Origin of the sequence: Actinacidiphila glaucinigra (assembly GCF_900188405.1) — a bacterium.
GTDB classification, from domain to species: Bacteria; Actinomycetota; Actinomycetes; order Streptomycetales; family Streptomycetaceae; genus Actinacidiphila; species Actinacidiphila glaucinigra.
Genome location: NZ_FZOF01000002.1, coordinates 363179 through 386465 on the forward strand (window position 1 = coordinate 363179; position 23287 = coordinate 386465).

Below are 23287 nucleotides of genomic sequence, written 5' to 3' on the forward strand. Positions count from 1 at the left end.
CATGGCTTCGAGAGTGCTCAGCATGCGCATAGACGGGGACCTGCTGGACCGTCTCCAGGCTCACGCCGCGAAACGCGGGATGAGCGTCCAGGACTACATCGTCCGGACGCTCATCCGCGATGACTTCGACGAGCGGCTCAAGGCCTCGGTCGACGAGACCGAGCAGTTCTACACGGCCGGTTACGTCAGCCCCAGCGCCGGCATCAGGTAGTAGAAGGCGAAGACCGCCGACACCGCGTAGAGCGCGGGCGGCACCTCACGGCCACGCCCCGCCACCAGCCGCAGCACGCAGAAGGTGATGAACCCGATGCCGATGCCGTTGGTGATCGAGTAGGTGAACGGCATGAGCAGCATGGTCAGGAACGCCGGGACGGCGATCGTGTGGTCGCTCCAGTCGATCTCCCGGACGCTGCCCGCCATGATCAGGAAGCCCACCGCGACCAGTGCGGGAGTGGCCGCCTGCGCCGGGACCATCGTGGCCAGCGGCGCGAAGAACAGGGCGACGACGAAGAGCAGCCCGGTGGCGATCGAGGCCAGGCCGGTGCGGGCCCCCTCGCCGGCTCCGGCGGTGGACTCCGCGTAGCAGGTGTTGGCCGAGCAGGAGGCGAAGCCGCCCGCTGCGGTCGCGACACCGTCGACCATCAGGACCCGGCTCATCCCGGGCAGGTCGCCCTTGGAGTCCAGCAGGTGCGCCTCGTCGCTGACGCCGAGGATGGTGCCCATCGCGTCGAAGAAGCAGCTCAGCAGCACCGTGAAGACGAACAGGATGCCGGTGAGCACACCGACCTCCCGGAAGCCCCCGAACAGGCTCACCTTGCCGATCAGCCCGAAGTCGGGGCTCGCGACCGGGTTGCCGGGCCACTGCGGGACGGTGAGGCCCCACGCGGCCCCTTGGACGTCCGCCACCGCGTCCACGACGAGCGCGAGGAGCGTCATCGCGACGATGCTGATCAGGATGGCGCCCGGCACCTTGCGGATCATCAGTCCGAGGGTCAGCAGCACACCGAGGATGAAGATCAGCACCGGCCAGCCGGTCAGATGGCCGCCCGCGCCCAGCTGCAGCGGGACGGTGGTGTGCGCGGCGTCCGGGATGCGGGTCACGAAGCCGGAGTCGACCAGGCCGATCAGCACGATGAACAGGCCGATGCCGATCGCGATCGCCTTGCGCAGACCGAGCGGCACCGCGCTCATCACCCGCTCCCGCAGGCCCGTGGCGACCAGCACCATGATCGCGAGACCGGCGAGGACCACCATGCCCATCGCGTCCGGCCAGCTCATCTTGGGGGCGAGCTGGAGCGCGACGATGCTGTTCACGCCGAGACCCGCGGCGAGCGCGATCGGCACGTTGCCGATGACGCCCATCAGCAGGGTGGTGAAGGCGGCGGTCACGACGGTGGCGGTGACCAGCTGGCCGCCGTCGAGGTGGTGGCCGTACTTGTCCACACCCGAGCTGAGGATGATCGGGTTCAGGACGATGATGTAGGCCATCGCGAAGAAGGTGGCCAGACCACCGCGGATCTCCCGGGGGATCGAGGACCCCCGCTCGGTGATCCTGAAGAACCGGTCGAGCGCGCCGTGGGCGGCCGCCGGGGGCGGGGTCGGGGAACTGGGCACGACCTTGGCGGTGGTCGACGGGGACATGCGGGTCCTTGCGTGGGAGGATCTTTGGATGTTCCTACGACTGAAACCGGCCAGTCTCGGACTGTTTCAGTATGAACATATGAGCGTCTCGAACGCTATCTCCGCGCGTAGACCCTTCTGGGGCACTGGGTACGCTGTGCGGTATGAGCAGCAGCAGCCCCGGCAAGGGGACGACCGGCTTGCGTGAGGCACCGGCGCCACTGGAGGCGAACGACGTCGCGACCGTCACCGTCGGGACGGTCGTCTGGTTCGCGCTCTTCCTCGTCCAGCTCCCCTTCTACGGCTGGTACTCCGACCACGGCCACACCTGGTGGATCTGGACCTGCCTGGCCGGCGGCGGCCTCGGGCTCGTCGGCCTCTGGTACGTGCGCGCCCGCCGGGACGCCATAGCGCGGGCCCGCGCCGCGGAGGACGCCGGACAGGACTGAGCCGGAGCCCGCGCGTCCGGCTCCGCACCCGGCTCCGCACCCGGCTCCGCACCCGGCAACGGCTCCGGGCCCGCACGTACGGGCCCTTCCCCGGGCGGCTACGCCCCCGGTCGTACGGCGTCCCGGAGATGTCCCCGAGAGCGGACGCTCGCCGCGCCGTGGGCGCCGCCCCCCACGTACCGTCGAACCCATGACGGAGCGCACGCAGCGGGAGGCGGCCGGGACACGGCCGGCGACGCCCGGCGGGCTGACCGCCGCCGAGGTGGCGGAGCGGGTCGCGCGGGGCGAGATCAACGACGTCCCGGTGCGCTCCTCCCGCTCGCTGGCCGAGATCGTGCGCTCGAACGTCTTCACCCGCTTCAACGCGATCATCGGGGTGCTCTTCCTGATCATCCTGGTGGTCGGCCCGATCCAGGACGGCCTGTTCGGCTTCGTCATCATCGCCAACACCGGCATCGGCATCTTCCAGGAGTGGCGCGCCAAGAAGACGCTGGACGGGCTCGCCGTGATCGGGGAGGCGAAACCCACCGTCCGCCGGGACGGGGTCGCCACCCGGGTCTCCACCTCCGCGATCGTCCTCGGCGACCTCATCGAACTCGGGCCGGGCGACAAGGTGGTGGTCGACGGCGAGGTGACCGAGGCCGACAGCCTGGAGGTCGACGAGTCACTGCTCACCGGCGAGGCCGACCCCGTCGTCAAGCGCCCCGGCGACCCCGTGATGTCCGGCAGCTTCGTCGTCGCGGGCGGCGGGGCCTTCACCGCGACCAAGGTCGGGCGGGAGGCCTACGCCGCGCAACTCGCCGAGGAGGCGAGCCGCTTCACCCTCGTCCACTCCGAACTGCGCAGCGGCATCAGCCAGATCCTCAAGTACGTGACGTGGATGATGGTCCCCACCGCGATCGGCCTGATCGTCAGCCAGCTCGTCCTGGAGGACAACGACTGGCGCGAGGCGGTCCGCCGCATGGTCGGCGGGATCGTGCCGATGGTGCCCGAGGGACTCGTCCTGCTCACCTCGGTGGCCTTCGCGATCGGCGTGGTCCGGCTGGGCCGCAAGCAGTGCCTGGTCCAGGAGCTGCCCGCGATCGAGGGGCTGGCCCGGGTGGACGTGGTGTGCCTGGACAAGACCGGCACCCTCACCGAGGGCGGGATGGACGTCGCCGAGCTGCGGATGCTGGACGGCGTCGCGGAGCCCTACGTACGGCAGGTGCTCGGCGCGGTCAGCTCCGCCGACCCCCGCCCGAACCCCACGCTGGCCGCCGTGGCCGCCGCCTTCCCCGCCCCGGACGACGGCTGGCACGTCACGGACGCGCTGCCCTTCTCCTCCGCCCGCAAGTACAGCGGCGCCGCCTTCACCGAACCGGGCGGGGAACGCAGCACCTGGCTGCTCGGCGCCCCCGATGTGCTCCTACCCTCCGGCGACCGGGCGCTCGGCGAGGTCGACGGCCTCAACGCCCAGGGGCTGCGGGTGCTGCTGCTCGCCCGCGCGGGGAAGGAGCTGGGCGACCCGGCGGTGGGCGCCTCGGCCGCCCCGGCCGCGCTGGTCGTCCTGGAGCAGCGGCTCCGCCCCGACGCCGCCGACACCCTGCGCTACTTCGCCGAGCAGGACGTGCACGCCAAGGTCATCTCCGGCGACAACGCGGTCTCCGTCGGCGCCGTCGCCGGCAAACTGGGGCTGCCGGGCGCCGAGCGGACGGTCGACGCCCGCGGGCTGCCGGCCGAGCGCGCGCGGATGGCGGCCGAACTCGACCGGGGCACGGTCTTCGGGCGGGTCACCCCGCAGCAGAAGCGGGAGATGGTGGGCGCGCTCCAGTCCGGCGGCCACAACGTGGCGATGACGGGTGACGGCGTCAACGACGTACTCGCCCTCAAGGACGCCGACATCGGCGTCGCCATGGGCTCCGGCTCCGAGGCGACCCGGGCGGTCGCGCAGATCGTGCTGCTCGACAACAGCTTCTCGGCGCTCCCGTCGGTCGTGGCCGAGGGCCGCCGCGTCATCGGCAACATCACGCGCGTCGCGACGCTCTTCCTCACCAAGACCGTCTACTCGGTGCTGCTCGCCCTGCTGGTCATCATCTGGCACGCGCCGTACCCGTTCCTCCCCCGGCACCTGACGCTGCTGTCCACGCTGACCATCGGCGTGCCCGCCTTCTTCCTCGCCCTGGCCCCCAACAAGGAGAGGGCCCAGCCGCACTTCGTGCGGCGGGTCATGCGCTACTCCCTGCCCGCCGGGGTGATCGCGGGGGTCGCCACCTTCGTGACGTACATCCTCGCCCGCCACCACTACCGCGGCGCCGGCGCGCTGGAGGCGGAGACCAGCGCCGCGACGCTGACCCTCTTCCTCGTCGCGATGTGGGTGCTGGCGCTCGTCGCGCGCCCCTACACCTGGTGGCGGATCGGCCTGGTCCTCGCCATGGGCGCGGGTTTCCTGGTCGTCCTGGTCACCCCGTGGCTGCAGGAGTTCTTCGCCCTCCGCCTGGTCGGCACCCGGGGCCCCTGGACGGCGGTCGCCGTGGCGGCGGCCGCCTCGGTCCTGCTGGAGCTGGTCTGGCGCCGCGTCCGCGGCATGGACGACGACGCCCCGCCGCGGGAGCACGAAGCGCCGGGCCCCCGCTGAGGGGACCCGGCGCCCGGGGTGCGGCGGGTGCTACTGCACGTCGACGTAGTCGGCCGTGGCCGCGGTGCCGCCGGTGGTGGCGTTGGTCCCGAAGGCGAAGCGCCAGTAGCCGTCCACCGAGGCGGTGACGGTGGTCTTCAGGGCGCCGGTGCTGGCGGACTTGATGGTCTTGACCGTGGTGTAGGTGGTCGCGCTCTTCTTGCGGAACTGCAGCTGCACCGACTGGCTCGTGTAGCCGGCGTACTTGGACGTCGCCCAGTTGGCACGGGTCAACTTGCCCGTGACGGTGATGGTCTTGCCCTTCTTCACCGGCTCCGGCGTGGCGTTCACGGTCAGGTGCGAGCCGCGCAGCACCTTGATCGTGGTCGCCTTGTCGAGTTCCCGGATGTCCCCGTCCTTGCCGTCCAGCTCGGCGAGGACGTTCCAGGTGCCGGCCTGGGAGCTGGGCAGCTCGTCGAGCTTGGGGCTGACCTTGGCGGTGACGGTGCACGCGGTGGCGGAGCAGGTCTCCGTCTCGCCGAAGCCGGTGACGCCGCTCGGCGCGTCCAGGCTGGTGCCGCGCCACAGGAAGGCGCCGCCGTAGGCGAGGCCGCTGCTGTCGCTGCCGCTGATGGTGTACGAGAACGTCTTGTCGGCCGTGCCGACGATGATCGGCTTGCCGCCGTTGACGACGACCTTGGTGATGGCCGTGTCGCCCTGGGCCTCGTCCGCGTTCGCGGACGGTACGACGAGGGCCGAAAGAGCCGCGGCCGTGCCCAGCACGATCGCGGCGGTACGTATGCGCATGTGTCCCCACTGAAGTGGAACGAGGGGAGAATCCCCAGGTGAAAGCCGAAATGGCGGTCGAAGCCTATAGATCACCAGGGAATGAGCGGTTCAAGACGTGGTCAAACGTGGGTGCCGGAAACGCGAGACGCCGGGCCCCCGCTGAGGAGACCCGGCGCCCGGTGGGTGCAGCGGTGCGGGTTACTTCACGTCGACGAAGTCGGCCGTGCTGACGACCTTGCCCGTCGTCGAGGTGCCGACGAAGTTGTAGCGCCAGTAACCGTCGGTGGACGCCTTGACGGTCGTCTTCAGGGCACCGGTGCTGCTGGACTTGACGGTCTTGACCGTCTTGTAGGTGCTGGTGCCCTTCTTGCGGAACTGCAGCTGCACCGACTGGCTCGTGTAGCCGTGGTACAGGTTGTCGTCCCAGTTGGCACGGGTCAGCTTGCCCGTGACGGTGATGGTCTTGCCCTTCTTCACCGGCTCCGGCGTGGCGTTGACCGTGAGCTTGGCGTACCGCTTGAACCGCGCCGTGGTGTAGGCGTCGGCCGAGGTGAAGCCGCCGTCCTTGCCGAGGGCGTCGGCGTAGACCTTCCAGCCGCCCGCGAGGTCGTTCCAGAGGTAGCGCTTCACGTCGATGGAGACGGTGACCTTGCAGGTCGAGACCGTGGGATCGGCGGCGGAGACGGTGCACGTGCCGTGGTCCGCCGCGGGGGCGAACACCTGGTCGTAGTTCTCCAGGTCGGGCCCGTGCCACAGGGCGGCCCAGCCGTCCTGGATGCCGGCCGGGCTGCTCGCCGTCACCGTGAGGGTGACGGTCTTCTTGCCGGACGTTCCGATGACGATGTCGGAGCCGCCGCTGATCACGACCTTGGAGATCGTGGGCTCGACGACGTCCTCCGCCGCGGCCGCCATCTTCTTGGAGTGCGGCGCGCGGTCGAGGAGACCCGCCTTGCCATCCGCCTGCGCGGACGGGACCGCGAGGGCGGCCAGTGCCAGGGCGCCGGTAACGGCGGCCACAGTGGCGCGAATACGCATGCTTGAGAATCCCCACTTGGAAGCGACGCCCGTCGAACTCCCCCCGACGCGGCGTCTCGAATGGTGAGAGGGAGCGTACGTGCGAACTGCCGTTCCGTGGACACCTTTTCTCCACAAGTCCCGGTGTGACGGCGGACACGCACGCGAGGCGCCGGGCCCCGCTGAGGGGACCCGGCGCCACGGGGTACTGCCGGCGGGGTTACTTCACGTCGACGAAGTCGGCCGCGGTGACGACCTTGCCCGTCGTCGAGGTGCCGACGAAGTTGTAGCGCCAGTAACCGTCGGTGGACGCCTTGACGGTCGTCTTCAGGGCACCGGTGCTGCTGGACTTGACGGTCTTGACCGTCTTGTAGGTGCTGGTGCCCTTCTTGCGGAACTGCAGCTGCACCGACTGGCTCGTGTAGCCGTGGTACAGGTTGTCGTCCCAGTTGGCACGGGTCAGCTTGCCCGTGACGGTGATGGTCTTGCCCTTCTTCACCGGCTCCGGCGTGGCGTTGACCGTGAGCTTGGCGTTGCGCTTGACCTTCGTGGTGGTGACGGCCTCCTTGACGACCCCGTCCTCGTCCTTGGCGAGGGCGCCGACGGCCACCTTCCAGGTGCCGGCCAGCTCGTTCTTGTAGAGGTCGGCCGCCGGGTCGAACGTGAAGGTCAGCTTGCAGGTCGAGACCGCGGGGGCGGTGGAGGAGACGGTGCACTTGGCCCGGTCCTCGTTCTGCACCACTCCGCCGTCCACGCCCTCGGGGGACTCCAGGTCGGTGCCGTGCCAGAGGACGGCGAACACGTCCTCGATGCCGGACGGGTCGGTGGCGGTCACCGCGAGGGTGACGGTCTTCGTGGCGGTCGTCCCGAGGACGATCTCGTTGCCGCCGTTGACGACGACCTTGGTGATCCGGGTATCACCCACGACCTCGTCCGCCGCCGCCTTGGCGGCGAAGGTCCGCAGGTCGGCGGTGCCCGGCTTGCCGGAGGCCTGCGCGGCCGGGACGGCCAGCGAGGCGAGGGCCAGGGCACCGGAAACGGCCGCCACAGTGGCGCGAATACGCATACGTGAGAACCCCCAGAAGAAGCGACGCCCGTCGTACTCCCCCTGACGCGGCGTCTCAAATGGTGAGAGAGAACATACGCGCGAACCGCTGTTCCATGAACACCTTTTCTCCACACGTCCCGGTGTGACGAGGGACACTCCGGTCCCCGCCGCCTCAGTCGAACCAGCGGTCGCGGGCCAGTTCCTCCGTGCGGGTCGGGTCCTCCAGGAGCGCGGCCACCTCGAAGCGGCGCTGCCAGGCGCCGGCCGCCCACGCCAGGCCGGCGGCGACGCCCTCCAGCGTGGCGGCGTGCAGGGTGCCGTCGCTCCACCGCCAGTCGAGCTCGACGGTGCTGCCGTCGGGGGCCCTGACCAGCAGTTCCTCGTGCTCGACATACGACACGGGGGCGCCCGGCAGCAGCTCGCGGACCGCGTCCGCGACGTCGTGCGGCTCCCCCTCCGAGACGACCGGGGCGTCGAAGGCCTCGCTGAGCCGGCGCACCTGGAACAGCTCCGCCAGCGCCGCGGCGCGGAGCGGCGGCACCGGGAGCAGCGGCAGGCCCGCGGTGAGCGGGAGCAGGTCGGGCGCGTCCGCGACGAGGGCGTCCCCGGCGTCGACCACCCGCGGCTCGCGCCCGTCGACGACGGCCCGCAGCTCCTCGGGGAGGGTGACCTGCTCGGGCTCGAGGGTGGCCAGCTCGGAGTAGAGCCGGTGCAACTGGGCCGGGGTGACGGCGGATTCCGGGTCCGCGAGGCGGGCGAGCAGTTCGGCGCCGCCGCCCGGCTCGTCCAGCAGGGCCGCGGCGGACGTGCGCACGCCCAGGGCACGCAGCACCTGGTCGTCCACGGCGCCGGCCTCGGCGTCCTCGTACAGCCCGGCGAGCAGCGGGTCCCCGCCGGCGGCACGCAGGCCGACCGGGCGGCGGCCGTCGAGGACCGGGTGGTCGCGCAGCCACCATGCGGTGTAGGGCCGCACGGACTCCGTGCGGCCGTCCGGCAGCAGGACCCGCACCGGCTGGGTGACCGCGTCGCGCAGCGGCGGCACGGAGAGCATGGCCAGCGCCTGCGGCCACGCGTCGTCGTCGACGAGGTCGAGGTCGCGCACGGCGACGATCTCGGTGGCGACCGGCGGCACGTCGGTGTCCGGCAGCTGGTCGAGGACGTCCTCGCACCAGACGTCGACCGCGTCGAGCAGCCCGGCGTCGTCCGGCTCGGCCCAGTCGCCCTCGCGGGGCTCCAGCTCGTCCGGGTCGAGCACCACGTCGGTGGCCCTGACCAGGGCGAAGGTGGCGAGGACGCCCACCGCGGTCAGCGGCTGCTCGCCCCAGCGGGCGGCCAGGTCCTCGTCGACGGAGCCGAGTTCCCCCTCCCGGATGACCTGTTCGAAGGCGCTGCCCGGCAGCACCAGTTCACCGGCCGGGGCGAGTTCGCCCTCGTCGTCGGTGAGGGCGAGGGCGGCCAGCCACGGCTCGTCGCCGGGGGCGAGGTTCGCGGCGCGGACCAGGCCCAGGACGACCTCGGCCAGCTCCTCCGCGTCCAGCGCGGGCGCGTCCTCGTCCCAGGCCTCGTCGGCGTCCAGGGACGCGGCCACCGCCGCGCGCACCTGCGGGGTGGTGAGGACGGCGCGCGGGGTCGCCGGGGTGGCGCCGAGCTTCTCCAGCAGCGGGTGCGCGGCCTCCGGGTCGGCCACCTTCAGGCCCAGCCGGGCCAGCTCCGAGGCGGCGGGCAGCCCGGTGCTGACCGGGGCGGCCCCCTCGGCGTAGACGCTGTCCATCTCGGGCAGCGGCAGCAGCACCTGGCGCGGTCCGACGACCGTGCGGCGGTCGGCCAGCGGCACGGGGAGCCCGCTCAGCCGGTCCGGGTCGGTACCGGCCAGCGAGTCGTACAGGCGGTGCCACCAGGCCGCTGGCCGCTCCACCCCGGCGAGCCGGTCGATCGCGTCGCCCAGCGGCAGCCGGGCCACCCCGAGGACGCGCAGCTCGGGGCGGCGTTCCAGTCCGGGGGGCAGCAGCGTCGGGAAGACCTCCGCCAGCACGCCGACGGTCTCCGCGCCGGTGCCCTCGACGACCTCGGCCTCCACCGGGCGCAGTGCGGGCGGGAGTTCGTCCTCCTCGCCGGTGCCCGGGACGTCGGCGGCGCGCGGCAGGAAGGCGGTGCGCGGCAGCCGCTCCAGCACGTGGCGGCGCAGTTCCGCGTCCAGCTCGCCCTTGCCGAGCGGTCCGGGGACCAGGTCCACGATGCCCGTGGTGACGGGCCGCCAGTCCGCCAGCAGCCGTACGTACAGCTCGGCCGCCCGCGCGACCAGGAAGCCGGTGAGGGCGCCGGGCGCGGCGTGGCGCCGGCTCGGGTCCAGCGGCAGCGAGGCGATGAGCAGCGCGGGCAGCCCCAGCGGCTCGTCCGTCGGCGTCGGGGCGTGCACGAAGGGCGCCGTCCGCGGCCGCTCGGGCGCGCCGTCCTGGCCCACCGGGACGGCCCAGGTCACCGACCACACCGGCCGCAGCCGCTCCTCGACCGGGCGGTCGGCCAGCAGCGCCGCCTCCAGCGGACCCGCCTCGCTCACGGTGCGCCAGCGGGTGGTGCCGTTGACGCTGTCCACGACGACGGTCAGCCCGTCCTCCTGATGCCGGGTCAGCGTACGGACGCCCTCCGGCGTCTCCACTACCACCTCGGCCAGGCCGGGCAGGGACAGCAGCAGCGCGTCGTCGATCGCGGCGAGCAGATGCGCCGCGAGGTCCGCGGCGGCGCCGTCGCGCAGCGGCAGCACGACGCACGTGTCGTAGCCGTCCGGGGCGGTGCCCTCCGCGGGCAGCGGCAGCCGCAGCAGCGGTACGTGGCCGTCCCGGCGGCGCAGTTCGTCGGCGAGCCCGGAGGAGCGCCCGCCGGTCTCCCGCGCGAGGTCGCGGGCCTCGGCCAGCGACCAGCGGACGCCGCCGCTGCGGCTGAGGATGGCGGGCTCGTCGCTGACCGCGAGCACGGCGGAGAAGCCGACGCCGAAGCGGCCGACGGCCAGGTCGCCGTCCTCGCGCTTGGCGCTGGCACGCAGCGTCGACAGGGACTCCACGCCCACGGCGTCCAGGTGCGCCCCGGTGTTCGCGGCCGCGAGCACCCCCTCGCGCAGGGTCAGCCGCAGTCGGCCGGTCACCCCCGCGCGGGTCGCCGCGTCGGCGGCGTTCTGGGCCAGTTCGACGACGAGGCGGTCGCGGTAGCCGCCGAGCGCGAGGTCCTCCTCCGCGTTGGCGTCCTCCCGGAACCGGGCGGGCGACGCGGCCCACGCGTCCAGCACGGCCCGCCGCAGCCGTGCGGTCCCGAACGGATCTGCGCCCCGGTCCATCGCGGTCCCGCTCACGTCGTCTTCTCCCTCACGCGCTGTCGCATGCCCTGTGCGAGTGACGCTACCGCGTGCGCCCCCGCCCGGTCGTCCCGCGCCTGCGGCACCCCGCCCCGGCCCGCACGGCAGCCGTCGGCCGGCTGATGCCGCTCAGCGCAGCCAAGGATCCGCACGAAGCGGTGAGGCGGCCCCAGGCCGCGCATGGACGCAGCCCGCACGGGCCGACGAGACCCCCACGCCGCGCGGCACCGTCAGCGGCGGCCGAGCCCCGCGCACATGCCACCCAGCCCACAGCCGGAGCGGTCCAGGCAAGGGCCAACCCGCGCACCCGCACCGCAGCCGTCAGCCGCAGCCAAGCCACGGCCGACCGACGGTCCGCACGAAGCGGCGAAGCGCCCCGACCGCCCCCCGGACCCAGCCCGCGCACGCACGCAGCCCACACGGGCCGACGGTGCCGGCCCGGACATCGGACCCAGCCACACAGCACCCGGCAGCAGCGCGAAGCCCTGCCGGGGCCAATGCCCTCAACGGCACCACAGCGGTCCACGCGGAGCGAAAAGCGCCCGCACGGGCCGACCGCCACCGCGGGCGCAGCCCGCACAAAGGCGTCCCCGGCGCCACCCGGCCGCAGGCCGCAGCGCACCCGCGCGGCACCCCGGCACCGGAGAACCGGCGCCGTCAGGCGTCAGCTGTGGCCGAGTTCCTCGGCCGGCGTGGTGTCCTCGACGGAGCCGTGGCGGTCGGGGTGGAGGGGGAGCGGCTCGACCGCGGTCTCGTCGAGGACGGGCGGGGCCGGGCGGGGGGTCTTCGGCATGACCGCGGCCTCCGAGTGCGCGCCGCACCCGTAGGCGAGCGAAACGACGCGTCCGTCGGCCGGGGAGAACTCGTTCGCGCAGACGCCGAAGGCCTGCCGCAGGGAGCCCGCGATGGGGACGAGGAAGCCGCAGGAGACGCACTGGGCGGGGGCGGCCTGGGCCATGGGGGCCTTGGGGCCGTACTCGTCCTCCCAGCGGTCCGCGGCGACGTGCAGCCCGTAGCGGGACAGCACGCGCGGCCGGGCCATGCCGATCTCCTCCGCGACGGCGGCGATCGTGCCGACCGTGGGCGCCATCGGCAGGCTCGCCGGGGGGCCGCCGGAGACGTCGGCGTCCTCGGCCTCGACGAGCTCGGCCATCTCCTCGGAGACCGGCGAGTTCGGCGGCGGCACGTCCTCCCCGGAGAAGCCGGTCTCCAGGCGCAGGTCCTCCGCCTCGGTGGGCAGCAGGTCCCCGGGGCCGAGGTCGCCGGGGCGCAGGCGTTCGCTCCACGGCACCCATTCGGGCGCGAGGACGGCCTCGGGCCCGGGCACCAGGACCGTCTCGTCCAAGGTGATCGCCTTGGCGCGGGAGGCCCGCGTCAGCGTGACCGCCCAGCGCCAGCCCCGGTAGCCGGCCTCGCGGCAGTCGAACAGGTGCGTGACGACACGGTCGGCCTCGGCGACCGCGCCGAGGTGCTCGCCGACCGCTTTCTCGCCGAAGGCCTCGACGGCGGCTTCAAGGGCGAGGTCGACCGCCTCGGCGCACAGGCGGTCAGGGGTACGGCTTCGCATCGCAGCACTCACAAGAATCGATTCTCTCCTACGCCGTCTTACGCGTGCGCCGCCGAGGGTCGGGCGGGGCGGTGGCGGAGCGGACCGGAGGACCGCTTCAAACGCTGCCTGCCCGTACGTCCACGGGCGCACCTGATGACTCCATTCTGCGCGATCGCACGCTATCGGTGCGCGCCCCGTTCGGAAAGCCGCCCGGTAGGGCAGACTGGCGAGCGTGGCACGCACAGTGACGTCCGGCCCGGGACCGGTTCGCAGGGCGGGGAACGCCGTCGCGCGTGCCACGCAGCGTACGTCGTCCGCCGTGGTGCGCCGCGTCCGGCGTCACACGCATTCGGGCGGGGCGGGCGAGTCGGGCCTGGCGAAGCTGATCGAGCTGCACGCGGTGAACTCGGCGGGCGACATGCTGATCACCGTCGCGCTCGCCAGCACGATCTTCTTCTCCGTGCCGACCGGCGAGGCGCGCGGCCGGGTGGCGCTCTACCTGATCGTCACGATGGCGCCGTTCGCGCTGCTGGCCCCGGTGGTCGGACCGCTGCTGGACCGCATCCCGCACGGGCGCCGGGCCGCGATGGCGATGTCGATGCTGGCCCGGGCGATCCTGGCCTGGACGATGGCCGGGGTGGTGTCGACCGCCGGACTGGAGCTGTACCCGGCCGCCCTGGGCGTGCTCGTGGCGTCGAAGGCGTACGGCGTGGTGCGCAGCGCGGTGGTGCCACGGCTGCTGCCGGCGCGTACGACGCTGGTGAAGGCGAACTCCCGGGTGAGCCTGACCGGCCTGCTGGCCACCGCCGTGGCGGCGCCGATCGGCGGGCTGCTCCATCTGATCGGGCCGGGCGTGCCGCTGTACGGGGCGTTCGTCGTCTTCGTCTGCGGGACGCTGCTCTCCTTCTCCCTCCCGCACAAGGTGGACTCCGCCAAGGGCGAGGCACGCGCCGAGCTGAGCGCGGGCGAGGACGTCGAGCCCCACCGCCTGGGCCGGCAGTGGCGGGAGAAGCGGCCGGGGCTGCGGAGCGTCGGCGGTCCGGTGCTGCACGCCCTGCAGGCCAACGCGTCGCTGCGGGCCCTGTCCGGGTTCCTGACGCTCTTCCTCGCGTTCCTGCTGCGCGAGCATCCGCTGGGGGGCCTGTCGGGGCCCGTGTCGCTGGGCCTGGTCGCCGTCGCGGCGGGCACCGGCAACGCCTTCGGCACCGCGCTGGGCTCCTGGCTGCGCGCCCGCGGGCCGGAGCGGATCATCATCAGCGCGCTGGCCGCCGCCCTGGCGGCGACGTGCCTGGCCGCGGCCTGGTACGGGGTGCTGACCATCGCCGTCGTCGCGGCCGCGGCGGGCATCGCGCAGGCGCTGGGCAAGCTCTCGCTGGACGCCCTGATCCAGCGCGACGTGCCGGAGGAGGTGCGCACCTCGGCGTTCGCCCGCTCGGAGACCGCCCTCCAGATGGCCTGGGTGATCGGCGGCGCCATCGGCATCGTCCTGCCGCTCAACGGCACGCTGGGGATGGCGGTGGCGGCGGCCCTGGTGGCGCTCGGCGTCGCCTTCTCGGTCCGCGGGCTGATGACGGGCGCCCGGGGACGGGCGACACGTCCGCGCACGGTGTGAGCGGGGTGGGCCGGGGGACACGAGCGGGCCCCCCGCGTAGCGGGAGCGCGACCGCCCGGTAGCCTCACCTTCATGAGCAATCGCCGCCGTGCCGCCGCCCTCGGTGCCGTGTCCCTCGGGCTGATCGCCCTCTCCGCCTGCGAGAAGCCGACCCCCCTGGCGACCGTCACCGTCGGCGACAGGACCGTGACCACCGAGGCCACCAGCAAGTGCTACCTCGAGGGGAAGCAGCTGACGGAGCAGGCCTTCCTGGCCTGCCTGCAGGGCAAGCCCGAGAAGACCATCACGGTCCGGCCCGGTGACAAGGTGCGGATCGGCGTCGACCCCGCGATCGCCGAGAAGGGCTGGGTCGTGGCCGCCGGCACCGCCGGCAAGTCGGGGCTGCTGAAGGACACCACGTACCGCTCCTTCGACGCCGAGAGCCTGCTCGCCGACGCGCAGTCCGGTGCCGCGGCCAGCGAGGTCACCCTCAACATCATCGAGACCGGCAAGGCCCAGGAATACCTCGGCGTCTGGCAGTTCAAGCTGAAGACGGCGGACTGAACCACCCGCCGAGCACAGACATGACGCCCCGCCTGCTCGTCGTCACCGCCGTCCCGGCGGAGCGCGACGCGGTCGTCCGCGGCCTCGGCGGCACGGCCGCCGAGACACCCGTACCCGGTGGCCGCGTCCTGCTGCGCACCCCGCTCGCGGACGTACTGGCCGCGGGCGTCGGACCCGCGGCGGCGGCGGCCGGCACGGCGGCCGCGCTCACCGCGGCCGAGTACCGGCTGGTCGTCTCGGCCGGGATCGCCGGCGGCTTCCAGCCCGGCGCGCCGGTCGGTTCGGCGGTCGTCGCCGACATGGTCGTCGCTGCCGACCTGGGAGCGGAGGGCCCGGAGGGCTTCCTCCCGGTCGCCGAGCTGGGCTTCGGCACCTCCGAGCACCGTCCGCCCGGACCGCTGTCCCGCCGCGTCGCCGACGCGCTCGGCGCGGCGTACGGGCCGGTCCTGACGGTGTCGACGGTGACCGGGACGGCGGCACGCGCCGCCGAGCTGACGCGCCGCCATCCAGGCGCGCTGGCCGAGGCCATGGAGGGCTTCGGCGTCGCGGAGGCGGCCGCGGCGCACGGGCTGCCCGTCCTGGAGGTCCGTACGGTGTCCAATCCCGTGGGCCCGCGCGACCGCGCGGCCTGGCGGATCGGGGAGGCGCTCGACGCGCTCGCCGACGCGTTCGCCCGGCTCGGGAAGCAACCCGCCGTACTCGACGTTGGAGATCGGACATGAGCCAAGAGCGCGCACTGCGGATCGCCTACTCCCCGTGCCCCAATGACACCTTCGTCTTCCACGCCTGGGCGCACGGCCTGGTCCCGGGCGCGCCGCCGATCGACGTGACGTTCGCGGACATCGACATCACCAACGGCATGGCCGAGCGCGGCGAGTTCGACGTGCTGAAGGTCTCGTACGCGGTGCTGCCCTACGTGCTCGACGAGTACGCGCTGCTGCCCGCCGGCGGCGCGCTGGGCCGCGGCTGCGGTCCGCTCGTGCTGACCAGGGACGAGGGCTCGGGCAAGGGCGCCGACCTGAGCGGGCGCACGGTGGCGGTGCCGAGCGAGCGCTCGACGGCGTACCTGCTGTTCCGGCTGTGGGCGGCCGCCGAAGTGCCGGGCGGCGTCGGGGAGATCGTCGTCCTGCCGTTCCACGAGATCATGCCCGCGGTGCGGGACGGCCGGGTCGACGCGGGCCTGGTGATCCACGAGGCGCGCTTCACCTACCAGGACTACGGGCTGCACAAACTCGCGGACATGGGCGAGCACTGGGAGCAGACGACCACCCTGCCCATCCCGCTCGGCGCGATCATCGCCAAGCGCTCGCTGGGCGAGGAGCGGCTGCGGGAACTGGCGGCGGCGGCCCGCGCCTCCGTCCACATGGCCTGGGACGAACCCGAGGTCTCGCGCGGCTACGTCATGGAGCACGCGCAGGAGATGGACCCGAAGGTGGCGGACCAGCACATCGGGCTGTACGTCAACGAGTTCACCTCGGCGCTCGGCGAGGAGGGCTACGCGGCGGTCCGCGGGCTGCTCACCCGGGCCGCGGCCGAGGGGCTGGTACCGCCCCTCGGACCGCACGCGCTCGAGTTGTGAGCGTGTGCCCGGGCGGAGGTCAGACGTCCAGCTGGTCGGCGACGACGCGCAGCACGGAGGCGATCTTGTGGCCGTGGGCCTTGTCCGGGTAGCGGCCGCGCTGCAGCGAGCGGGCGACGTCCTCCAGCAGCGTGGTGAGGTCCTGCACGATGGGCAGCAGTTCGTCGGGCTTGCGCCGTTGCGCGGCCGCCACGGACGGCGCCGGGTCCAGCAGGGTCACCGACAGCGCCTGGTCACCGCGTTGCCCGGCGACCACCCCGAACTCGACTCGCTGCCCCGGCTTCAGCGTGGCCACGCCGTCCGGCAGGACGGAGGAGTGCACGAAGACGTCGCCGCCGTCGTCGCGGGAGAGGAAGCCGAAGCCCTTCTCGCTGTTGAACCACTTGACCTTGCCGGTAGGCACGTCCGACCTCGTCCTCGCTGTAGACAGAAAAAAGCTCTTGGATAGCAAGACAGCGGGTCCTTGGCAGACCCGCCGCCCATAAGGCTAATGGCCCAGGGGCGTGTGACAAGACTTCGTGGTCCTACTGCTCCAGCCGGCGTCCGGCCGGTGCGCAGCGACTTCCCCCGGCGATCTACCCTGGTCCGGTGACCAACGAAACCCGGAAACCCGGCGATCTCCTCGTGCGCGCCGGCGCCGCCGTCTTCGTCCTCGGCGCACTCGGCACTCTGGCCACCGTGGCCCCGCTCTTCCTGGGATCCGACCCGCTGCCGACCGCCGCCTACCTGGTGTCGATGCTCATGGGCGTCGGCTTCGCGCTGGCCCTGGCCGGGCTGCTGCGCTCCGCGCGGGCGCAGAGCCGTCAGGCGACGGCGTCGGGGTCCGGGGCGTAGGAGGCGAACCAGGCGGGGAACTCCGTCAGGTCGGCGAGCACGACGTCCGCACCGGCGGCGCGCAGTTCGCCGGCGGCGACCGGGCCCGTGGCCACCGCCACGGACAGCGCGCCGGCCGTACGGGCCCCGACGACGTCCCCCACGTGGTCCCCGACGTAGACCGCCGCCCCGTACTCGATCAGCGCCTCCGCCTTCGCCTCGGCCCACAGCCAGCCGCGCACCTCGTCGACCTCGATGCCCAGGTGCGTGAGGTGCAGCTTGGCGTTCGGCTCGTGCTTCGCGGTGACCACGACGGCCCGGCCGCCCGCGGCGTGCACGGCGGCGACGGCCTCGCGCGCCCCGGGCATGGCCGGGGTCGGGGCGACGGCGTACTCGGGGTACAGCGCCCGGTAGCGGTCGGCGACCGCGGGAATCTCCTCCGCGGGGAACCAGTGCGCCAGCTCCCAGTCGAGCGGCGGCCCGAGGCGGGTGACCGCGAGCGCGGCGTCGATGAAGACGCCGGTCTCCTCGGTGAGGCGCTCGTACGTGGCCCGGATGCCGGGTCGTGAGTCGATCAGGGTCATGTCGAGGTCGAAACCGACCGTTATCGGGGACGTCGGCAGGGAAGCGGGCATGGCAGCCACTCTAACGAGGCGGCCGGCCGGCCCGGCTCCCCCTCCACAGCAGGAAGGCGGCGGAGGCGACCGCCGCGATCCGCACGACCGTGGGCAGCACGTCGGCGAGCGCGGAGTCCAGGCCCCCCTCGGGGATCGGCTCGCCCCACCGGCCGGCGAAGCGGCCCCAGATCCAGACCAGCGCGGCCCCGGCGATCAGCCCCGGCAGGCCCAGCGCCGCGAACCGGGACGCGCGGCGGGACAGGCGGCGTGAACCGTACGCCACGGCCCAGCCGGCGAGGAGGGCGATCCAGGAGCCGAGGACGGCGCCGGCGAGCAGCAGGAGCGCGGCGGCGGTCTCCAGGATTCCGGCCCGCCACCGCCTGCGGCTCTTGGCCGGAGCCGGGGCGGCGGCCGGCCGGGCCTCGGGCTCGGGCCCGGGCCCGGGTTTCTCCTGACCGCCGTCCGGGGCGGCTTCCGGGTCCTCCTCGGGGGTGAGGGGGATGAGCAGGCCGCCGGTCATGCCGGGCAGCCCGTCCAGTTCGTCGCCGGGCCGGGGCTTCCGCGACGGCGACGGGGACGGTGACGGCGACTGCGTGCGCTGCTCGGGCAGCCGCCACCACTCCGGTTCCGCCGGTGCGGGCGCCTCCGGGGCGCGGGGCGCGGGCACCGCGGCGGCCTCCTGCACCACCGCGTCGGGCGCTCCCATCCGGCCCAGGATCCGCCGCACCGCGGCGGGACTGTCGCTGCCGTGCCGCTGCCGGTCGATGTCCTGGCGCAGGCGCGCCACGAGGTCCCGCCGGCGGTCCGCCGGCAGGGCGGTCTGTGCCAGGTCCCCCACCTTGCTGAGGTAGTCCAGAACCAACCGGTCGCTCTCCTCCGCACCCATACGCCGACGCTACCGCCCTCCGGGCGTTCCAGGGTGGGGGGTTGCACGCAGGCGAGCTCCGGTTGATCCCCTCCTCAACTGTCACAGCGATGAAATACGCTTCGCACGCAGCCGCGCCCTTGGCGTCGTCCGCACATGGACGACGCTCGGGTGTCGCGCGGCCCGGCTCATCACCCGGTCCGTCCACCGGGCTTCTTCGTGGGGGTAGGAATCAACGTGCGCATGCGCACCCTGTCGACCGTGCTCGCGGTCGTCTTCAGCTCTACGGCCATAGCCGCCGGCACCATGGGTCCCGCCGCGGCGGACTCCAGCATGGGCCTGTCGATCTCGTCGTACGGCGACATCGCCGTGGACGGGGTCCACAAGCGGGTCTACATCAGCGATCCGGACGGCGGCAAGGTCGTCGTCACCGACTACGCGGGCAAGCTCGTGGCGACCGTCCCGAACCTTCCGGGAGTGCGGGACCTGGCGATCACGCCCGACTCCGGCACCGTCTACGCGGCCGTTCCGGGTGACGACTCCGTCGTGGCCATCGCGACGTCCACCGCCACCGAGGCCGCGCGCCACCCGATCGGTGAGAACACCGACCCGAAGACCCTGGCGGTCGCGGGCGGACGGGTCTGGTTCATGTACGGACAGGAGACCGCGCACCACCTGGGCTCCTTCGACCCCTCGCTGGGCACCCCCGAGATCGCTCTCGACCAGCTCCCGGGCCGGTACTTCCGCGACGCCGCCGAACTGGAGGCGGCCGGGGACACCCTCGTACTCGGCATCCACGGCACCTGGTCGGGCCTCGCCGTGTACGACGTGTCCTCCGGAGCGCCCGTGCTGCGCAAGGAGGGCATGCCGCCCGAGGCCGCGAGTTCCATGGCCGACTTCGCGCTCAGCGCCGACGCCGAGAAGATCGTCGCCGCCTCCGGCGAGATGCCCTACGCGGCGACCGCGATCAACACCGAGGACCTCACCCGCACCGGCGCATACCCGGTCGAGGCGAGCAACCCCAGCTCCGCCGCGATCGCACCGGACGGCACGGTCGCCGTGTCCACGTTCAGCTGGTACGACACGGACATCTCCGTCTTCAAGCCCGGCACGACCACGCCCTACCGGACCTACACCTACGACCAGTACGGCTCGGGCGGCGACACCATCGTCAGCCAGGGCCTCGCCTGGGCGCCCGACGGCAGCAGGCTGTTCGCCATCGCGGACGGCCACAGCGGCCTGCAGCTGCGCGTCCTCAACGACGCCGCCCGCTACCCGGTCAAGGTGAGCGTCTCGGCGCCGGCCAAGGCGACCCGCGCCAAGAAGCTGAGCGTCACCGGCAGGCTGACCTCCGGCAGGTCCTTCCCGTCCGGCTCGAAGGTCACCGTCACCCGCACCGACATCGACTCGCCCAAGGGCAAGTCGCTCGGCACGAAGACGGTCGGCTCCTCCGGCGCGTTCTCCTTCACCGACACGCCGCCGGCCGGCGGCAACGTCACCTACACCGCGCAGTACGCCGGTGACGCCACCCACGCCCGGGCGTCGGGCAAGGACACCGTCGCCGTGGCGCGCAACGCCACCACCCTGACGCTCAACCACAACAAGAGCGTGTACAACTACGGCGCCGACGTGTCCTTCACCGCGCACCTCGGTTCCACGTACAAGAACCGCACGGTCGAGATCTGGGCCGACCCCTACGGCTCGGACAAGCCGAAGAAGCTCCTCAAGACCGGCAAGGTCAATTCCAAGGGCAACCTGTCCGCCACGGTCGACATGACCCGCGACACCACCGTCACCGCGGTCTTCAAGGGCGATGCCCGCTCGGCCGGCAAGACGGTGAAGGTCACCGCGTACGCCAGGGTCAAGGTCTCCACGACGGTCTCCAAGCAGTACAAGACGGCGAAGATCGGCTCCACCTCGTACGCGTACTTCCACAAGAAGACGGACCCGGTCTTCACCACGACCATGACGTACTACAAGAACCGCTCGCAGCGGCTGAACCTGGAGGTCTACTTCCAGGGCAAGTGGCTCGACGCGGGATCGCAGTACTTCGCGCTCGGCACCAACGGCAAGTCCACCGTGACCCTGCTCGGCCCGCACGAGACCGGCTACCGGATGCGGATGCGCGCCTCGTACGTCAACGGCTCCTCCGGCGACAACGTCAACTCCACCACGTACGGCGCCTGGAAGTACTTCTACTTCACCAAGTAGCCACGACCCGGCAGACATGGAAGGGCCCCGCGCTGCGGGGCCCTTCCGCATCCTCGGTTCGAGGTCGTCGCGGCGCGGCCGGGCAGCCGGCCGGCCGCGCCCGGCCGCGGCTTGGGGAAAAGCAGAACGACGCCCACGGTGGGTTGTGGGCGGGCAGGGCTAATGTGGGGGAGATGAGCACTGACGGCCCCGCGGCGGCGCCGCGCACGCTCGCGGAGGATCTGCGCGCCCGCGGCGACGACGCGCTGTCCGCACTGCTCCGGGCGCGCCCGGACCTGCTGAACCCGGTCCCGAACGACCTCTCGCAGCTCGCGACCCGCGCCGGCACCCGTGCCTCCGTCGTCCGCGCCCTGGAACGCCTGGACCGGTTCACGCTGCAGTCCGCCGAGGCCCTGGCCGTCGCACCGGACGGCGCCCCGTACGACGCGCTCGCCGCGCTGATGGGCCCGGAGGCGGCGGGGGCGCTGCCCGGGGCCGTGGCGGTGCTGCGGGCGCAGGCACTGCTGTGGGGCGGGGACGACCGGCTGCGCCTGGTGCGCACCGCGCGCGACATCCTGGCCCCGGCCGCGGGGAGTCCGTCGCCGACCGGGCTCGGGCCGACCGTGGCGGAGGCGACGTCCGGCATGTCGCCGACCCGGCTGCAGCAGATCCTCGCCGTGCTCGGGCTGCCGCCGACGCACGACCCGGTGAGCGCGGTGGGCTCGGTGACGGCGCTGTTCGCCGACCGGCCGCGGATGGCGGCGCTGCTCGAAGGGGCACCCCCGGAGGCCGGGGCGGTGCTGCGCAGGCTGACGTGGGGCCCGCCGTACGGGGAGGTGGCGGACGTGTCGGTGCCGCCGCCACCGGTGGCCTGGCTGCTGGAGCGGGGGCTGCTGCTGCCGGCCGGGGCGCGCAACGTCGTGCTCCCCCGCGAGGTGGCCCTGCATCTGCGCGACGGCCGGGCCCACCGGGCTCCCGAGCCGGTCGCGCCGGACGTGGCGCCGGCGGTGCACGATCCACAGGTTGTGGACAGGACCGCCGCGGGTCAGGCCTTCACGGCGGTGCGCACGGTCGAGGAGCTGCTGAAGCACTGGGAGACCGGCGGCCCCACGGTGCTGCGCGCGGGCGGGCTGAGCGTGCGGGACCTGAAGCGGGTGGCCACGTCGCTGGACGTACCGGAGCCGCTGGCCGCGTTCTGGCTCGAGGTGGCGTACGCCGCCGGCCTGGTCGCCGCGGACGGGGAGGTGGACGAGGCCTACGCGCCGACCCCCGCGGCCGACGGATGGCTGTCGCTGCCCACGGAGGACCGGTGGGCGGTCCTGGTCACGGCGTGGCTGGCCGCCACCCGCGTGCCGGGTGTCGTCGGCACGCGGGACGTGAAGGGCCGCGCGATGGCCGCGCTCGGCCCCGACCTGGACCGTTCGCTCGCCCCCGAGGTGCGGCGGCGGACTCTGGAGCTGCTGGCCGCGCTCCCCGAGGGCGCCTCGGCGGACCAGGACGCGCTGCTGGCCCGGCTGCGCTGGGAGCGCCCGCTGCGGGGCGGCGCCGCGATGGACCCGCTCCGCGCCGACCTGGTGCGCTGGACGGTCACCGAGGCCGAGCTGCTGGGGATCACCGGCCGCGGCGCGCTGTCGGCGCACGGCCGCGCGCTGCTGCGGCGCTCCGGGGACGCCGCGGCCGTGCTGCTCGGGCCGCTGCTGCCGGAGCCGCTGGACCATGTGCTGCTCCAGGCCGACCTGACGGCGGTCGCGCCGGGCCCGCTGCAGCCGCATCTCGCCGAGACCCTGCACGTACTGGCCGACGTGGAGTCCAAGGGCGGCGCGACCGTGTTCCGCTTCACCCAGGGGTCGGTGCGCCGGGCGCTGGACGCCGGGCGGACCGCCGCCGACCTGCACGCCTTCCTCGCGGCGCATTCCCGCACTCCCGTGCCGCAGCCGCTGAGCTACCTCGTGGACGACGTCGCCCGCCGGCACGGCCGGCTGCGCGTGGGCGCGGCCTCGGCGTACGTGCGCTGCGACGACGACGCGCTGCTGAGCGAGCTGCTGGCCGACCGCCGGGCGGTCGGCCTCGGGCTGCGCCGCCTCGCGCCGACGGTACTGGCGGCGCAGAGCGACCCGGCGACGCTGCTGGAGCGGCTGCGCGCGCTGGGCCACGCGCCGGCGGCCGAGTCCGCCGAGGGCGACGTGCTGATCACCCGAGCGGACGCCCGGCGGACCCCGCCGCGCAGCGCGCCGGTGCCCGTGGTGGACGGGCCGCCGATCCCGGACGGGACCCTGCTCGGGGCCGCGGTGAAGGCGATCCGGGCCGGTGACCGGGCCTCGACCGCGGTCCGCCGGGAGCCCGCCGACCGCCCCGGCGGCAACGGCGACGGCCGGCTGCCGCGCACGGCGGCGGCCGAGACCCTGGCGACGATGCAGGCGGCGGTGCTGACCGGCGAGTCCGTGTGGATCGGCTACGTCAACGCCGAGGGCGCGGCGAGCCAGCGCGTGATCGGCCCGATGCGGGTGGAGGGCGGCTTCGTCACCGCGTACGACCACACCGCCGACGAGGTCCGCACCTTCGCGCTGCACCGGATAACCGGTGTCGCCGAGCTCGCCGACGACCTGGCCTGACCCGTCCGCGGGGCGGTCGCGAGGCGGCCGCGCCCCGCCGCCCGGTAT

General features: G+C 73.5%; 19 protein-coding genes. 10 read left to right on the forward strand and 9 right to left on the reverse strand.

Annotated elements, in window-relative coordinates; all coding sequences use genetic code 11:
- Window position 1 precedes the first annotated feature (1 nt).
- Window positions 2-211, forward strand: a complete 210-nt coding sequence (locus CHF15_RS05625) for a hypothetical protein (RefSeq protein WP_018560012.1) — start codon at window positions 2-4, stop codon at window positions 209-211.
- On the opposite strand, the gene CHF15_RS05630 is transcribed toward CHF15_RS05625, so the two are convergent.
- Entirely contained in the window at window positions 181-1641 is a 1461-nt protein-coding gene (locus CHF15_RS05630; protein ID WP_089222481.1) for an NCS2 family permease, read from the reverse strand. The two genes, CHF15_RS05625 and CHF15_RS05630, sit on opposite strands and share 31 nt — an antisense overlap.
- 143 nt (window positions 1642-1784) lie before the next feature.
- On the opposite strand from CHF15_RS05630, the gene CHF15_RS05635 reads away from it, so the two are divergent.
- A complete protein-coding gene (locus CHF15_RS05635; protein ID WP_089222482.1) occupies window positions 1785-2069 on the forward strand; it encodes a DUF2530 domain-containing protein in 285 nt (94 codons plus the stop codon).
- A 190-nt stretch (window positions 2070-2259) separates the two neighbouring features.
- Window positions 2260-4683: an HAD-IC family P-type ATPase gene (locus CHF15_RS05640; RefSeq protein ID WP_089222483.1), complete on the forward strand. Its 2424-nt coding sequence runs from the start codon at window positions 2260-2262 to the stop codon at window positions 4681-4683.
- Between the two features lie 30 nt (window positions 4684-4713).
- Here the strand turns inward: CHF15_RS05640 and CHF15_RS05645 are convergent, their stop codons facing one another.
- The 5 genes from CHF15_RS05645 to CHF15_RS05665 form a co-directional block, all read right to left on the reverse strand.
- Window positions 4714-5469: a hypothetical protein gene (locus CHF15_RS05645; protein WP_089222484.1), complete on the reverse strand. Its 756-nt coding sequence runs from the start codon at window positions 5467-5469 to the stop codon at window positions 4714-4716.
- A gap of 180 nt (window positions 5470-5649) precedes the next feature.
- Window positions 5650-6486, reverse strand: coding sequence for a calcium-binding protein (locus CHF15_RS05650; protein ID WP_089222485.1), 837 nt, complete (start codon window positions 6484-6486; stop codon window positions 5650-5652).
- Between the two features lie 199 nt (window positions 6487-6685).
- On the reverse strand, window positions 6686-7531 hold the full coding sequence (locus CHF15_RS05655) for a DUF5707 domain-containing protein (protein ID WP_089222486.1): 846 nt from the start codon (window positions 7529-7531) through the stop codon (window positions 6686-6688).
- A 154-nt stretch (window positions 7532-7685) separates the two neighbouring features.
- Window positions 7686-10841: a sacsin N-terminal ATP-binding-like domain-containing protein gene (locus CHF15_RS05660; RefSeq protein ID WP_089222706.1), complete on the reverse strand. Its 3156-nt coding sequence runs from the start codon at window positions 10839-10841 to the stop codon at window positions 7686-7688.
- A 682-nt stretch (window positions 10842-11523) separates the two neighbouring features.
- A complete protein-coding gene (locus CHF15_RS05665; protein WP_089222487.1) occupies window positions 11524-12426 on the reverse strand; it encodes a DUF3027 domain-containing protein in 903 nt (300 codons plus the stop codon).
- Between the two features lie 214 nt (window positions 12427-12640).
- On the opposite strand from CHF15_RS05665, the gene CHF15_RS05670 reads away from it, so the two are divergent.
- From CHF15_RS05670 to CHF15_RS05685, 4 genes are all read left to right on the forward strand, one after another.
- Window positions 12641-14020, forward strand: a complete 1380-nt coding sequence (locus tag CHF15_RS05670) for an MFS transporter (protein WP_378354480.1) — start codon at window positions 12641-12643, stop codon at window positions 14018-14020.
- A gap of 72 nt (window positions 14021-14092) precedes the next feature.
- Window positions 14093-14563 (forward strand): hypothetical protein, encoded by a 471-nt coding sequence (locus tag CHF15_RS05675; protein ID WP_089222489.1) that lies wholly within the window; start codon window positions 14093-14095, stop codon window positions 14561-14563.
- Between the two features lie 20 nt (window positions 14564-14583).
- A complete protein-coding gene (locus CHF15_RS05680; protein ID WP_089222490.1) occupies window positions 14584-15285 on the forward strand; it encodes a futalosine hydrolase in 702 nt (233 codons plus the stop codon).
- Complete coding sequence (locus CHF15_RS05685) at window positions 15282-16142, forward strand: 1,4-dihydroxy-6-naphthoate synthase (RefSeq protein WP_089222491.1); 861 nt, start codon at window positions 15282-15284, stop codon at window positions 16140-16142. Before CHF15_RS05680 ends, CHF15_RS05685 begins: the two co-directional genes overlap by 4 nt.
- A 19-nt stretch (window positions 16143-16161) precedes the next feature.
- On the opposite strand, the gene CHF15_RS46565 is transcribed toward CHF15_RS05685, so the two are convergent.
- Window positions 16162-16545 carry a cold-shock protein gene (locus CHF15_RS46565; RefSeq protein WP_018560023.1) on the reverse strand — a complete coding sequence of 128 codons (384 nt, stop codon included), beginning with the start codon at window positions 16543-16545 and terminating at the stop codon, window positions 16162-16164.
- 185 nt (window positions 16546-16730) lie between these two features.
- On the opposite strand from CHF15_RS46565, the gene CHF15_RS05695 reads away from it, so the two are divergent.
- Window positions 16731-16976: a hypothetical protein gene (locus tag CHF15_RS05695; protein ID WP_026251172.1), complete on the forward strand. Its 246-nt coding sequence runs from the start codon at window positions 16731-16733 to the stop codon at window positions 16974-16976.
- Here CHF15_RS05695 and CHF15_RS05700 read toward each other — a convergent pair.
- The gene (locus CHF15_RS05700; protein ID WP_089222707.1) at window positions 16946-17590 is read right to left on the reverse strand and encodes an HAD family hydrolase; all 645 of its coding nucleotides are present in this window, start codon (window positions 17588-17590) and stop codon (window positions 16946-16948) included. The two genes, CHF15_RS05695 and CHF15_RS05700, sit on opposite strands and share 31 nt — an antisense overlap.
- Before the next feature lie 10 nt (window positions 17591-17600).
- Window positions 17601-18458, reverse strand: a complete 858-nt coding sequence (locus tag CHF15_RS05705) for an HAAS signaling domain-containing protein (RefSeq protein WP_089222492.1) — start codon at window positions 18456-18458, stop codon at window positions 17601-17603.
- Window positions 18459-18680: 222 nt separating this feature from the next.
- Between CHF15_RS05705 and CHF15_RS05710 the strand changes: the two genes are divergently transcribed.
- A complete protein-coding gene (locus tag CHF15_RS05710) occupies window positions 18681-20648 on the forward strand; it encodes a YncE family protein (RefSeq protein WP_089222493.1) in 1968 nt (655 codons plus the stop codon).
- Window positions 20649-20821: 173 nt separating this feature from the next.
- Entirely contained in the window at window positions 20822-23239 is a 2418-nt protein-coding gene (locus tag CHF15_RS05715) for a helicase C-terminal domain-containing protein (RefSeq protein ID WP_089222494.1), read from the forward strand.
- Window positions 23240-23287 lie beyond the last annotated feature (48 nt).